General features: G+C 64.9%; 11 protein-coding genes and 1 tRNA gene. 9 read left to right on the plus strand and 3 right to left on the minus strand.

The window, feature by feature from the left end; genetic code table 11:
• Window positions 1–351: 351 nt before the first annotated feature.
• Both Q0J54_RS07575 and Q0J54_RS07580 read right to left on the minus strand, forming a co-directional pair.
• Complete coding sequence (locus tag Q0J54_RS07575) at window positions 352–1,095, minus strand: DUF4851 domain-containing protein (RefSeq protein ID WP_296304858.1); 744 nt, start codon at window positions 1,093–1,095, stop codon at window positions 352–354.
• A gap of 89 nt (window positions 1,096–1,184) precedes the next feature.
• Window positions 1,185–1,278, minus strand: a tRNA-Sec gene (locus Q0J54_RS07580).
• A gap of 298 nt (window positions 1,279–1,576) precedes the next feature.
• Here Q0J54_RS07580 and ftsH point away from each other — a divergent pair.
• From ftsH to Q0J54_RS07625, 9 genes are all read left to right on the plus strand, one after another.
• Complete coding sequence (gene ftsH, locus Q0J54_RS07585) at window positions 1,577–3,571, plus strand: ATP-dependent zinc metalloprotease FtsH (protein WP_296304859.1); 1,995 nt, start codon at window positions 1,577–1,579, stop codon at window positions 3,569–3,571.
• An 88-nt stretch (window positions 3,572–3,659) separates the two neighbouring features.
• Window positions 3,660–4,442, plus strand: a complete 783-nt coding sequence (gene folP / locus Q0J54_RS07590) for a dihydropteroate synthase (RefSeq protein ID WP_296304860.1) — start codon at window positions 3,660–3,662, stop codon at window positions 4,440–4,442.
• A 59-nt stretch (window positions 4,443–4,501) separates the two neighbouring features.
• Window positions 4,502–5,872, plus strand: coding sequence for a diguanylate cyclase (locus tag Q0J54_RS07595; protein WP_296304861.1), 1,371 nt, complete (start codon window positions 4,502–4,504; stop codon window positions 5,870–5,872).
• A gap of 18 nt (window positions 5,873–5,890) precedes the next feature.
• Window positions 5,891–6,625, plus strand: coding sequence for a diadenylate cyclase CdaA (cdaA, locus tag Q0J54_RS07600; protein WP_296304871.1), 735 nt, complete (start codon window positions 5,891–5,893; stop codon window positions 6,623–6,625).
• Window positions 6,612–7,538 carry a CdaR family protein gene (locus Q0J54_RS07605; RefSeq protein ID WP_296304862.1) on the plus strand — a complete coding sequence of 309 codons (927 nt, stop codon included), beginning with the start codon at window positions 6,612–6,614 and terminating at the stop codon, window positions 7,536–7,538. The genes cdaA and Q0J54_RS07605 overlap by 14 nt, the downstream gene beginning before the upstream one ends.
• A 35-nt stretch (window positions 7,539–7,573) precedes the next feature.
• Window positions 7,574–8,926: a phosphoglucosamine mutase gene (gene glmM / locus Q0J54_RS07610; protein WP_296304863.1), complete on the plus strand. Its 1,353-nt coding sequence runs from the start codon at window positions 7,574–7,576 to the stop codon at window positions 8,924–8,926.
• 23 nt (window positions 8,927–8,949) lie between these two features.
• Window positions 8,950–9,822: a UTP--glucose-1-phosphate uridylyltransferase GalU gene (gene galU, locus Q0J54_RS07615; RefSeq protein ID WP_296304864.1), complete on the plus strand. Its 873-nt coding sequence runs from the start codon at window positions 8,950–8,952 to the stop codon at window positions 9,820–9,822.
• Window positions 9,823–9,966: 144 nt separating this feature from the next.
• On the plus strand, window positions 9,967–12,324 hold the full coding sequence (gene priA / locus Q0J54_RS07620) for a primosomal protein N' (protein ID WP_296304865.1): 2,358 nt from the start codon (window positions 9,967–9,969) through the stop codon (window positions 12,322–12,324).
• Between the two features lie 193 nt (window positions 12,325–12,517).
• Window positions 12,518–13,177: an outer membrane beta-barrel protein gene (locus Q0J54_RS07625; protein WP_296304866.1), complete on the plus strand. Its 660-nt coding sequence runs from the start codon at window positions 12,518–12,520 to the stop codon at window positions 13,175–13,177.
• A gap of 664 nt (window positions 13,178–13,841) precedes the next feature.
• Here the strand turns inward: Q0J54_RS07625 and Q0J54_RS12205 are convergent.
• Window positions 13,842–13,970 (minus strand): hypothetical protein, encoded by a 129-nt coding sequence (locus Q0J54_RS12205; protein WP_367172232.1) that lies wholly within the window; start codon window positions 13,968–13,970, stop codon window positions 13,842–13,844.
• Between the last annotated feature and the right edge of the window lie 19 nt (window positions 13,971–13,989).

Here is a 13,989-nt window from a genome sequence, read left to right on the forward strand (position 1 = left end):
ATCGTGATGGCGGGAACGCGGTCCAGGATCTGCAGATACAGATTTTACAAATTATTTCAAAGGATAGAGAAAATTATCCGTACGCGTGCCGCTTGCCGTTGGAGGGCGTCTCGTATCCCTGTCTCTTCTCCAGATAAAAGCGTGCTGGGGAAGGGATGGGGGGCCTGGGGGGAAGAATGGCGGGAATGCCTTTGCTCGCTTCGCTGCGAAAAGGCTGGGCCCTCCCGCGCCGGCGGCGACCGAAAGGCGGCCGCAGGCCGTGTCCGTTGCGACGAAGGAAGCTACGGGCATCGACAGCAAAGCGAGGGCTCCCCTTCCCCCCAGACAAACCGCAAATAGTGTTGGCAGGCCCTAGTTGTGGGCGTTGCGTTCCATGTCGCCCACCCAGCGGGAGAGGCGGTTGCGGGAGATGTCTCTGTCCGCGGGATCCATCTTGCGGAAATTCTTTTTGAGGCGTTCCTGTTCCGCCTTGTCGGGGAAGGCGAGCAGGCAGGCTTTGCGGCCCCGGTCGCGCAGGGCGTTGAGGCGGGCCTCGTCGTGGGCGGCATCACGGGCGATGTCGCCGTCCACGGGCTCGTAGTATTCCATAAGGACTTGCATCTGCCGAAAGGCGAGCAGGAACTTGGCCCGGTAGACAAGGCAGGGTTCGTTCATGCCCGTGCCGTAAAAGGGGTTGTCTTCCGCTTCCATGACATAGAGGCTCTCGTGGAGCTGTTCGCCCTTGTACTCATACTGGAGCTGGCGCAGGACGGGGAAGGGGGCGTGGCGGGCGTCCTCCCAGCGCCACGGGTCCTCGGCCTCGGCAAGGGCCGTGACCAGCCGGGCGGGTCCGGCCTCGGTCGTCTTTTCGTAGATGACGAACCAGACGCGCGCCGAGCCGAGAAGAGAGTCCTGCGTTTTGGGGGTCAGGCTGCGCCAGCCGGCACTTTCCGGGCTCAGGCCGGCGGCCGGCGCAAAAAGCACGGATGGCCGCGCCCGGGACAGCAGGACGGGGTGTTCCTCGTCGCCGGTCAGACCGCGCAGCGGGAGCCTGTCGCAGGCAAGGAGCAGGCCCGCAAGGCAGACGAACAGCAGCAGAAGAAGGACGATTTTCATGGACGGCCTCGGGAATGTTGGAGACGGCATGCCCGAAAAGGGCAAAAGCACCCTTGAAGTCTCCTTCAAGGGTGCGTGCGGATGCCTGCTGGCGGAGACGCATAGGGGTCGAACCTACCGTGGACGATCAGGCCCACCACCGGTTTTGAAGACCGGGCGCCACACCGGTGACGAAACGTCTCCATTGCCTATGGTAGGGGAAATGCCGCCCGGAGGCAAGGGGCCTCTTGTCAATGCCGGAAAAGGATTTACCGTTTGGGCGGTCTCTGCGCGCGGGAGGGTTTGACACCTCCTGCGCCGCAGGATACGCTGTCGCAGTTTCTTTCCAAACGATTTCTGCCGGGTCGGGGCGGGGACGGCGGGGCATTGCCGTCGTTCGTCCGCCCGTCCTGTGATATGCCGCGGGTCCCCGGCGATCCGCGAACAAGGGTCTTTCGAGTCGTGTATCGCCCAGCGGGCGTCTTAATCTGGAGGTCGCAAGTTGAATCAAGTCAGCCGTAACCTGTTGCTGTGGGTCTCCATCGGCCTTGCGATGGTGATGCTCTTCAACATGTTTCAGCAGCCGCAATCTACGGCCACGCGCATAAGTTATTCCGATTTTATGAGCCGGGTGGAAGCCGGGCAGATCCAGTCCGTCACCATCCAGGGCAATATCCTGACCGGCCGCGGGAGCGAAAAAGGTGGGGAAGTGCAGGCCTACGCCCCTGATGACCCCAACCTCGTTTCGCAGCTCATGGCCAAGAAGGTGGAAGTCCAGGCCGAACCGCCGGAAGAGCCTTCCTGGTACATGAGCCTGCTGCTCAACTGGCTGCCGCTGCTGCTGCTCATCGGCGTATGGATCTTCGTCATCCGTCAGATGCAGGGCGGGGGGGCCGGCAAGGCCATGAGTTTCGGTCGCTCCCGGGCGCGCATGCTCAATGAGGAGAGCGTGCGTGTGACCTTCGATGACGTGGCCGGCGTGGACGAGGCCAAGGAAGAACTCTCCGAAGTGGTGGAATTCCTTTCCAATCCCAAGAAATTCACCCGTCTTGGCGGCCGCATCCCCAAGGGGGTGCTGCTGGTGGGACCTCCCGGGACGGGCAAGACCCTGCTGGCCCGCGCCGTGGCGGGGGAGGCGGGGGTCCCCTTCTTCTCCATCTCCGGTTCGGATTTTGTGGAGATGTTCGTGGGCGTGGGGGCTTCGCGCGTGCGCGATCTGTTCGTGCAGGGAAAGAAGAACGCGCCCTGTCTGATCTTTATCGACGAGATCGACGCCGTGGGCCGCAAGCGTGGCGCGGGGCTCGGCGGCGGCCATGACGAGCGCGAGCAGACGCTCAACCAGCTGCTGGTGGAGATGGACGGCTTCGAGAGCAATGAAGGCGTCATTCTCATCGCCGCCACCAACCGGCCCGATGTGCTCGACCCGGCTCTGCTGCGGCCCGGCCGCTTCGACCGTCAGGTGGTCGTGCCCACGCCCGATCTGCGCGGGCGGCGGCGCATTCTCGAAGTGCATACCAAGCGTACGCCGCTGGCCCCCGATGTGGATCTGGACGTGCTGGCGCGCGGCACGCCCGGCTTCTCCGGGGCGGATCTGGAAAATCTGGTCAACGAAGCCGCCCTGCAGGCCGCCAAGCTCAATGAGGACCGGCTGGACATGCACGATTTTGAATCCGCCAAGGACAAGGTGCTCATGGGCCGCGAACGCCGCAGCCTCATCCTTTCCGATGAGGAAAAGCGCATCACGGCCTACCATGAGGGCGGGCATGCCCTGGCGGCCCGCCTGCTGCCGAAGTCCGATCCCGTGCACAAGGTGACCATCATCCCGCGCGGCCGCGCCCTGGGCGTGACCATGCAGCTGCCGGAAGAGGACCGCCACGGCTATTCCCGTACCTATCTGCGGAATAATCTGGTAGTGCTGCTGGGCGGACGGGTGGCTGAAGAGATCATTTTTGACGACATCACCACCGGCGCGTCCAACGACATCGAACGCGTGACCCGCATGGCCCGAAAGATGGTCTGCGAGTGGGGCATGAGCGAAGCCATCGGCACGCTGGCCATCGGCGAGACCGGCGAAGAAGTCTTCATCGGCCGGGAATGGGTGCAGAACAAGAACTACAGCGAAGACACGGCCCGCCTCGTGGATGCGGAAGTCAAGCGCATCGTCGAGGAGGCGCACGCCCGCTGTCACAGCCTGCTCCAGGAAAATCTGGATATCCTGCACCGCATCGCCAGGGCGCTGCTGGAGCGGGAGACCATCACCGGCGAGGAGCTGGATCTCCTCATGGAAGACAAGCCCCTGCAGCCGCTTGACGCCAACGGCAAGCCCGTAAAGGCGGCCACGGCGGCCCCCGCCGCCCCGGAGGAGTCGGAATTCTCCCTTGAGCCGGCGGAAGATGGGCGGACGGCTGACGCTCCCGCGCCGTCTCTGGAAAAGGAGAAGGCGGGAGAGAGCGCGGAGAACGAGGGAGACAGCAGGAAGCACGATGCGTCCCGATAGTCTTGAACCAGACGCCGGCAACACGAAAGCGGGGCCATGGATTGTTGCGGGGGGGCGTACGCTGTGTGCGTCCGCCCCTTTCGGCGTCATGGGCATCGTCAACCTGACGCCGGATTCCTTCTATGACGGCGGCCGTCATGCGGACGCCGTTTCCGGCCTTGCCCATGCCCTGCGGCTGCGGGATGACGGAGCCGACGTGCTGGATCTGGGGGCGGAGTCATCCCGTCCCGGCGCGGCGCCCCTGTCCGCCGGGGAGGAGCTGGCCCGGCTGTTGCCGGTGCTGGCCGGGCTGAAGCGCGAAGCGCCGGGGGCCTGCCTGTCGGTGGACACCTATCACGCCGCCACCGCGGCCGCCGTGCTGGCGCAGGGGGTGCAGATCATCAACGATATCTCCGCCTGCCGTTTTGACCCGGAACTGCTGGATGTGCTGGTGGAGCACAAGCCCGGTTATGTGCTCATGCACAGTCAGGGCCGGCCGGAGGTCATGCAGCGCTCGCCGCGGTACGATGATGTGCGCCGTGAGGTGCGGGACTTCTTCGAGCGGGAGATGGCGCGCCTTGTCCGGGCCGGCCTGCCTGAGGACCACATCGTGCTGGATCCGGGCATCGGTTTCGGCAAGACGCTCGAGCACAATCTGGCCCTGCTTGCTCATCCCGAAGACTGGCTGGAGCTGGGGCGGCCCGTGCTGATGGGCTTGTCCATGAAATCGTTGTTCGGGGGGCTGTTCGGTCTGGCCGCCCCCGACCGGGGAACCGTCACCCAGGTCGCCACGGCCCGTCTATGGGAGCGGGGCGTCTTCTGGCATCGCGTGCACGATGTCGCGGCAACGCGGCGGACGCTTCGCCTGCTGACGGCCCTGGATGCCCGTTGAGGGCCGTCGCCGCGCCGGCGTCATGCCGTATGCGTTTTGCCGTTTTTGAGGATACTGCCGTGTGCGCTTCCCGGGGATACTCCCTGCCATTCTGGGGGACATTGCTGGTGTGTCTGCTGCTGTCCGCCGTGGCTACGCAGTCGCTCGGCTATCGGGTGAGCCGGGTGGAGCGCATAGAGGCCGAAAGCCAGCTGGCCGACCGGGCCAATGCCTTCAATCAGGCCGTCTGGCTGCGCCTGTACAAGCTGGAGACGCTGGCCATGACCCTGCAGCTGCACAACGGCAAGCCGATACACTTTTTCGAGGCCGCCCGTCTCCTCGTCCGTGACGGGACGGTGTGCGGCATGCTGCTGACCCCCGACGGCAGGGTCAGCGAGGTCTGGCCGCCTGAGCAGCGGGAGCGGTACATGGGCCTGGATCTTCTCAAGGACCCCACCCTGCAACGCCTGATAGCCGCCGGAAAGGATATCAGTCTGAGCGGGCCCTTCCCCGTCGCGCCGGGGCGTTCCGTCCTCTACGGCTACAAGCTGGTCTATCTTTCGGATGACGGCAAGCGCAACAGGTTCTGGGGGATCCTGGTCTTCTGCATCAATTTCGAGGATATCTTGCACGAAGCCGGCCTGGATGAGCCCAAGTTTCAGGGCAAGACCCTGCAACTGGTGCGGGATGACGGCAGCGCCGCCCTGGGGGGCTACCCGGCGGACAGGCGGCCGGCACTGCCGCTGGCGCGATTCGGCCAGGACGAAGGAGAAAAGAGGGCGGCGATCTCCGCGACGGATGGCGTGCTTGAATACGCATTCGATACGGCCGGGGTCTGGTGGATGCTGCGTGTCCAGCCCATAGGCCTCTGGTGGCAGAATCACGCCGTCTGGCTCTTCGGGCTGGGCTGTCTTCTCGGCAGTCTGCTGGTGGCCCTGCTGGTGCGGCAAGTCTGCATCCTGCACAGGACGCGGCAGGTGCTGGAGCTGCTGCTGAACCATGATCAGCTCACCGGCGCGCTCAACCGGCACGGGCTTTTCCGGGCGCTGGACAAGCGTCTGCGTGCTCTTGCCGGGCGAAGCTTCCTGGCCTATATGGATCTGAACAAGTTCAAGCTGGTCAACGATACTTACGGGCACGAGGCCGGCGACAAGGTGCTGTGCGCCTTTGTGGCCGCGGTGACGCGGCATGTGGACGAGCGTCACCTCTTTGCCCGCATGGGCGGGGATGAATTCGTGCTCATCTTTCCGCCGGACCTGTCCCGGCAGCAGGTGGAAGAGACGCTTTCCGCCGTCCGGCAGGCATGCGCCGTCCCTCTGGAGATCCGCCCGGGCCGGCAGGTTCGGACGGAATTCGCCTGCGGCCTTGCCTTCTGGCCGGAAGGCGAGGACAGCTTTCATGCCGTGCTCCGGCAGGCCGATTCCGCCATGTACCGCGACAAGAACCGCTGAGCGCAAGGATCGCCTGTGATTTTTGAACATATCGTCTTTGACTGGCGCGATGCGCTGGACATCACCCTCGTGGGGGTGCTGCTCTATCAGGTCATCCAGCTGTTGCGCGGCACGCGCGCGCTGGCCGTGCTGTCCGGTCTGGGCGTCCTGACGGCACTGTATTTCATGTCGCGCAGCATGGGGCTGTATACGCTTTCCTGGCTGTTGCAGCATATCTTCGGCTCGCTCTTCATCCTCATCGTCGTCATCTTCCAGAATGACATCCGGCAGGCGCTGGGCGAGGTGGGCAGCCGGCATTTCTTTCGCAAGAAGCGCGCACAGGCCGGGCTGGTGGACGAGGTGGTGGCCGCCTGCGTGGAGATGGCCCGGCTGCGGGTGGGGGCGCTCATCGTGTTCGAGCGCAGCATGCAGCTGGGCGACATGGTCAAGCGGGAAAGCGTGACCGTGGATGCCCGGCTGTCGCGCCAGCTGCTGATGAACATCTTTTATCCCAAGGCTCCGCTGCATGACGGGGCCGTGGTGGTGAGCCGCGGGCGCATCTGGGCGGCGGCCTGCATCCTGCCGCTGGCCGAGGCGCGCGGGCAGTCCTTCGGCACGCGGCATCGCGCGGCCCTGGGCGCCACGGCGGAAAGCGACGCCGTGGTGGTGGTCGTTTCCGAGGAACGCGGCGAGATCTCCGTGGCCATCAAGGGGGAGCTTATCCGCAGCCTTGATGCCGCCCGATTGAAGCAGGTTCTCCATGATGTCCTTTAATCCCAAGAAGATGCCGCATCTGCTGTCGCTGGCCATCGCCATCGTCACCGCGGTGGGCATGTGGTATGTGGTCAGCGTGCGCGACAGGCTGGAGGCGCAGCTCGAAGTCAGCATCGACTACAACGGCGTGCCGCCCAATCTGGTGATCACGGACGGTCTCATCAGCAAGGTGCATGTACGCATGCGCGGCCCGGAACTGCTGCTGCGCGCCATCTCCCAGCAGACCCTCACCCAGGCCATCAATCTGTCCGGCATCAAGAAGGGGACGACGGTGGTCCCCCTGTCCGGCGAGCACATGGGGCCGCAGCTCAGGGCCTTCGAGCTCATCGACGTGCAGCCGCCGCGCATCGTCGTCAAGGCGGACAACCTGATGGAGCGCAGCGTGCCCGTGCGGGCGGAGATCGAATCCCCGCTGCGCAGCGGCGTACTGACGGTGGAAAACGTCATCGTCTCGCCGGCGTCGGTGACGCTGCGCGGGCCGGAAAGCATCCTGTCCGACATGCCCCATGTGCCGCTCATCATCACGCTCGATCCCAACGCGGCCGGCACGACCGTCCGGCAGAACCTGCCGCTGGACACGCCCGGCCTGGTCAACGCCATGCCCGCCAGCGTGGAGGTGCAGTACACCATAACCAGCGGACGTACCGTGGTGACGCGCCAGGTCAGGGTGGAAGTGGTGGCGCAAAACGCCAGCCACTACGCCGTGGAGCCGGAAACGCTGGAGCTGCTCGTGGAAGTGCCGGAAGCGCTGGCCAAGAATTCCAGCTACCTGCGTAAACTCGGGGTCATCGTGGTACCGCCGCCCATGGAAATGGGCCAGAGCCGGCAGGTGGACCCCCGGATACGTCTGCCTGAAGGCATGACCCTGCTCAATCCCTCGGTCAATCCCGTGACCATTTCCCGCAAAAAATGACCGCCGCGCTCCGGCACGGCGGCAAGGAGCACCCTATGGCTGAACGTCTTTTCGGCACCGACGGCATGCGTGGCCCGGTGAACATCTCCCCCATGACCGTGGATGTGGCCCTGAGGCTCGGGCTGGCGGCCGGGGTGCGCTTTCGCAAGGGGCCGCACGCGCACAGGGTCGTCATCGGCAAGGACACCCGCCTGTCCGGCTACATGTTCGAGTCCGCGCTGACGGCGGGGCTTTGCGCGGCGGGCATGCACGTCATTATGACAGGGCCGCTGCCGACGCCGGCCATCTCCTTCCTCACCCGCAACATGCGGGCGGACCTCGGGGTGGTCATCTCCGCTTCGCACAACCCCTATTCGGACAACGGCATCAAATTCTTCGACGCCGACGGCTTCAAGCTGCCCGATGAAGTGGAGAACGAGATTTCCAGCATGGTGCTGGACCCGGATTTCCGCTGGCCGTATCCGGCCTCGGACAAGGTGGGGCGCGCCAGCAAGATCGAGGACGCCGGCGGGCGCTACATCGTCTACACCAAGAGTTGCTTCCCGCCGCATCTGACGCTGGCCGGCCTGCGCATCGTCATCGACTGCGCCAACGGCGCGGCCTACAAGGTGGCGCCGCTGGCCCTGGAAGAGCTGGGGGCGGAGGTCTTCCGGCTGGGGACGGCCCCCAACGGCACGAACATCAACGATCACTGCGGCTCGCTCCACCCCGACAACGTGGCGGCCAAGGTGCGCGAGGTGCGCGCCGATGTGGGCCTGGCCCTGGACGGCGACGCGGACCGCCTCATCGTGGTGGACGAACAGGGCGCGGTGCTGGACGGCGACCAGATCATGGCCCTCTGCGCCCAGGCCATGATGGAGCGCGGCGAACTGCCGGGCAATCTGCTGGTGGCCACGGCCATGAGCAATCTGGCGCTGGAGATCTTTATGAAGGAGCGCGCCGGCCGCCTGCTGCGCACGCAGGTGGGCGACCGCTATGTGGTGGAGGCCATGCGTCGCGAGGGCGCCATGCTGGGCGGCGAACAGTCCGGCCACCTCATCTTCCGGCAGTACAGCACCACGGGCGACGGTCTGCTGGCCGCCCTGCAGATCCTGCGCATCATGCGCGAGAAGGAGAAGCCTCTCTCCGAACTGGCCCGGCAGTTGCAACTTTTCCCGCAAAAACTTATAAATGTACGTGTGGAGAAGAAGCTTCCCTTTGAGGAGCGGCCGGCCATCGGCAAGGCTGTCGCCGAGGTGGAACGGGCCCTGGCCGGACGCGGGCGCGTGCTGCTGCGCTACTCCGGCACGGAGGCCCTGTGCCGGGTCATGGTGGAAGCCGAAGACGAGGAAAAGGTCGTCCGCTACGCCACCGAGCTGGCGGAGATCGTCAACCGGGAATTGCGCTAGACGCCACATGGCGGGAGAAAGGCATGCAGGAGATTCGGAAAGTCATCATTCCCGTGGCCGGATGGGGGACGCGTTCTTTGCCCGCAACCAAGAACATCCCCAAGGAAATGCTGCCCATCTACAACAAGCCCGTCATCCAGTATGTGGTGGAAGAGGCGCAGCGGGCCAGCATCCAGGACGTGATCTTCGTGACCAACCGGGACAAGAACGTCATCGAGGACCATTTCGACTACAATCTGCAACTGGAAAGCGTACTGGAGCGTGCCGGCAAGCTGGACAAGCTGGCGGAAGTCCGCAAGGTGGCGGAGATGGTCAACATCATGTCCGTACGCCAGAAAAAACAGCTGGGGCTCGGGCATGCCGTCATGTGCGCGCGGGAGCTGGTGCGCGGCGAGCCCTTTGCCGTCATGGTGGGGGATGATCTCATGTTCAGCGGCGTGCCCGGCATCCGGCAGCTCATCGACGTGGCCCTGGCCGAAAAGATGCCGGTCATCGGCGTCATGGAAGTGCCGTGGGAAAAGGTGAGCCGCTACGGCATCATCCAGGGCGAGGAGGTGAGCCCCGGCGTCTATCGCGTGCATGACATGGTGGAAAAGCCCGCCCGCGAGGAGGCCCCCTCCCGGCTGGCCATCGTGGGCCGCTATGTGCTGACGCCGGACATCTTCGACCATCTGGACAAGGTTCAGCCCGGCCACGGGGGAGAGATTCAGCTCACCGACGCCCTGCGGACGCTGACCCAGGAGCGCGGCATGATGGCCGTGCGCATGGCCGGCATGCGCTTCGATGCGGGTGACTGGTCGGAATTCCTCTCCGCCAATATCTATTTCGCCCTGCAGGACGAAGACCTGCGCTATGAGCTGCTGGCCCAGCTCAGGAAGTTCGTCCAGTTCCAGTAACGCCCCCTGCGATGGACTGTGGCGGATGCCGTCGGAATGGCGAGGACGGCGTCCGCCTTTTTCGTTTCCTGAAGCGGGTGCGGCAGGCCGCCGCGTCCGCCGCCCGTCCTTCCCCGGAAAGCATGCCACCACGCCCCTGAGACCATGTTCGCGCATATCGCCCTGTTCAGTCCCCCTTACGCTACGCTGACCTATGAGCTGCCGTCGTATTTCCCGGCGGACTTCTGGTCGGCGGGCCTGCGCGTCGCTGTGCCGCTGGGCCGGGGGACGCTGCGGGCCGGCGTGCTGCTGGGGACGGAAGAGGCGGCGGCGCTGCCGGCGGGCGTCGCCTGCAAGCGGCTGGCCTGGCCGCTGGAGACGGCCCCCCTGCTGTCGGGCGAGCTGCTGGCGCTCGCGCGGGATCTGGCCTCCCGTCAGGGGCTCGGCATGGGCAGCGTGCTCGGGCATGTGCTGCCGCAGGGGCTGCGGCTGACGCGTATCCGCCTGCGCGAGCTCGGCGGGGAGACCGCGTCGGCGGGACGCACCTGGAGCCTGCATGACATCTGCGCCGCACCGGAAGCGGAACAGGCGCGGCTGGCCGAGGCGCTGCTCTGCGGCCGTGCCCGCCTGCTGCCGCCGGGGCAGGACGCGGCGGAAGAGGAGCGCCTCCGCCTTTTGACGGATCCGCCGTGGCCGGTACGACCTTCGGCGGCCCGACAGATCGCCATCCTCGACCTCCTGCATGAGCGGGGCGACGTGAGTCGTCGCCAGCTGGCCCGCGCGCTGCCCGGTTCCGCCACGGCCCTGCGGGCCCTGCTGGCCGCCGGGCTGGTGGAGCTCGTGCACGCGGCGGACGAAGACCGGGAAGAGGAAGCGCTTTTGCCGCCGCCCCCGGCCCCGTTCGCACTCAATGCCGCCCAGCAGGCCGCCCTGTCCGACATGATCGGCGCGCTGGGAGCCGGACAGCCGGCAACGCGTCTGCTCTACGGCGTGACCGGCAGCGGCAAGACGGCCGTCTATCTGGAGCTGGCGCGCCATTGTCTGACGCACGGGCGCAGCGTCCTCCTGCTGGCGCCGGAGGTGGCGCTGGCCCACAAGCTGCGGCGCGACGCCGCCCAGGTGCTGCCGCATATGCCGGTCTACCTCTACCACGGCTACCAGACGCCACGGCGCAGGGAGGAGCTCTTTCGGGCGCTGGCCCGGCATGAGGGCCCCTGCCTCGTGGTGGGGACGCGCTCCGCCCTCTTCCTTCCCCTGTCGCATCTGGGCTGCGTGATCCTGGATGAGGAGCACGACACGTCCTTCAAGCAGGACGAGGGCCTGCCCTATCAGGCCAAGGAAGTGGCCTGGTTCCGGGTCGGCCAGTGCAAGGGCCTGCTGGTGCTTGGCTCGGCCACGCCGGACATCAAGACCTTTTATGCCGTGGAACAGGGAAAGCTCGCCATGCTGCGCCTGCCGCAGCGGGTGGGGGGCCGTCCGCTGCCGCCGGTGGAGCTCGTGGACATCGGGCCACTCTCCTGCCGGCCGCAGGAAAACGGCCTGCTGGCCCCGCAGAGCGAAGCCGCCCTGCGCGAGGTGGTGGCGCGCGGGGAACAGGCGGTGGTGCTGCTCAACCGACGCGGATATGCGCCGCTCATGTTCTGTCAGGACTGCAAAAGCACACTGAAATGCCCGCATTGCCAGATCGGCCTGGCCTACCACAAAGGGCGGGAAAAGCTGGTCTGCCATTATTGCGGCTTCAGCCTGCCGTTCCCTTCCCCCTGTCCTGCCTGCAAGAGCATGAATTTCCTGCCGCTGGGCGAAGGGACGGAAAAACTGGCCGAGAGCCTCTCGGTGCTGGCCGGCAGGCCCGTCCTGCGGCTAGACAGGGACAGTACGCGCCGCCCCGGCCATATGGAGGAGATCCTTGCCGCCTTTGCCCGGCGGGAATCGCCGCTGCTCGTGGGCACGCAGATGCTGTCCAAGGGACACCATTTCCCCGGCGTGACCCTTGTGGTGGTGGCGGACGGCGATCTGGGCCTGAACCTGCCGGACTACCGGGCCGCGGAGCGGACCTTCCAGCTGCTGGTGCAGTCGGCAGGCCGGGCAGGCCGCGGCGAGATGCCGGGCCGGGTGCTCATCCAGACGCGGGACGCCGGGCATTACTGCTGGCAGTATGTGCAGCGGGGAGATTACGAAGGCTTCTATGCCGAGGAGCTGGCCCGTCGCCGCAAATACGCCTATCCGCCCTTCGTGCGGCTGGCGCTGGTGCGGCTCTCGTATGCCGTGGAAGACGGCAGGGGCCCGGAACGCCTGGGGGCCGCGGGCAGGCTGCTGCGTGAGGCGGCGGGACGGGAGGGGGTACGCCTGCTGGGGCCGGCGCCCGCGCCGCTCGCCGTCCTGCGGGGCCGCCGGCGCTTCCACTGTCTGCTCAAGGGGGCGGACTGGCGCGGCATCCGGCAGGTGTTCGCGGCCCTTGTCCGGGACAGGGAGGCCGTGCATCTGCGACCCTTCCTGGACCTCGATCCGGTCAACATGCTGTAACGGCGTGCGACGCCGGACAGCGGCATGCCTGGAGAGCATGCCGTATCCGCAGCAAACCGCATCACAGCCGCAGGAGCGGGGCGCGCGTCACGCGGGGCTGGCCGCCTACGCCGTTATTTCCGTTGACAAGAGTGCAACTTTAAGTAAGACTTTAACTTTCGGTGCATCTGAAAAACCTTTTGGAGGAAAGAACATGAAACGCACCCTTGTTGCCCTGTTCCTTCTGGCCGTCCTGGCCATGCCCGCCCTGGCCAAAGCGGAAGGCATGTACCTTGCTCCCAAGTTCCTGATGAGCATCCAGAACACGGGGACGACGGAACGCAGCGCCGGTCTTGCCGGTTCCGGCATCGACGAGTACTCGCAGTTCACCCTTGGCGGCGCGCTGGCCGCGGGCTACGACTTCTGGCCCATGCACATGGTGCCGCTGCGCGCGGAACTGGAATTCGCCATGCGCGGCAACAGCGAGACCTCGTGGGAGGGGAATCTCGGTAATGTGAAGGGCTCCTGGAACCAGTCCACGCTCTTTGCCAACCTGTACTGGGACATCCACAACGATACCCCCTTCACCCCCTGGATCGGCGCCGGTCTGGGTCTTGCCTTCACCTACGCCGGCTATGATGTGCACTACGGCGGCACCAACATGTCCATGGACGACCGCTTCACCAACTTCGCCTGGAACGTGGGCGCCGGCGTGGCCTACAACGTCAATGAAAACTTCACCATCGACGCCGGCTACCGCTATGTGGACTTCGGCTACAACGAAGTGAGCGGCTACGCCAACGGCCGCAAGTACGAAGTGGGCGTCCGTCCCTACAACCACGAATTCATGGTCGGTCTGCGCTTCGGTTTCTAAGCCGACAGCCCGGTACCAGCCGCTTTTGCAAGGGCCTGTTCCGTTCGTGACGGACAGGCCCTTGTCGTCGTGTGACGGCTCAGGAGGAGAGTGGCCGTCCGCACGAAAGCGGCCGGGCGGCCGTTCGCTGTGACAGGGGCTGGGGGGCATATCCGGCAGATTGTAAATTGAAAGTTAACAGGGGGCTTGCCAAAAAAAGAAAGCCCCATGACAGTTGTTTTGCAAGCAAACACCGCAACAACGAGGAACTGTCATGGGGCAAAAACATCTTACCAAAACTCACAGAGAAATCATGGAGCGGCTTCCGGGGAAAAAATCCCTCAGGAGCATTGCCGAGCTCCTCGACTACAGCCCAGCGGCCATTTCAAGGGAAGTCCGGCGAAACGCCAAGAAAAACGGCAGGTATGATGCACAGGCCGCTCAAAGGCGGGCCGACTGGCGTGCCTCAAAAGATAAGAACGCGGGAAAGCGGACGGCTTTTCTTACCGCCAAAAGTATGTATCGCTGGATCAGCAAGGATTCCAGGAAGTATGAAAAGAAGAAGCCCTTCAGAGGTTTTTTTCGATACCTTCGCCACAAACGCCCTGGGAAACGTCTTATTCATGGTAAAAAATGCGCTTTTCCAGCACTTCCCCGCATAAGAGAACACCCGGCATATTTATTGCTATATAAGTTTTCTCCAAAGAATACAGGCCAAAGCAAGGTAAAGCAGTCCCATAAAATTGACGAGGTAATAACAGTAGCGAGTGTGCAGACTCCGAAAACCCTTCAGCCAGGCAAATGTCCGCTCCACTACCCAGCGGCGGGCTGGA

The organism is uncultured Desulfovibrio sp., from assembly GCF_944324935.1.
In the GTDB taxonomy this organism is placed as follows: domain Bacteria; phylum Desulfobacterota; class Desulfovibrionia; order Desulfovibrionales; family Desulfovibrionaceae; genus Desulfovibrio.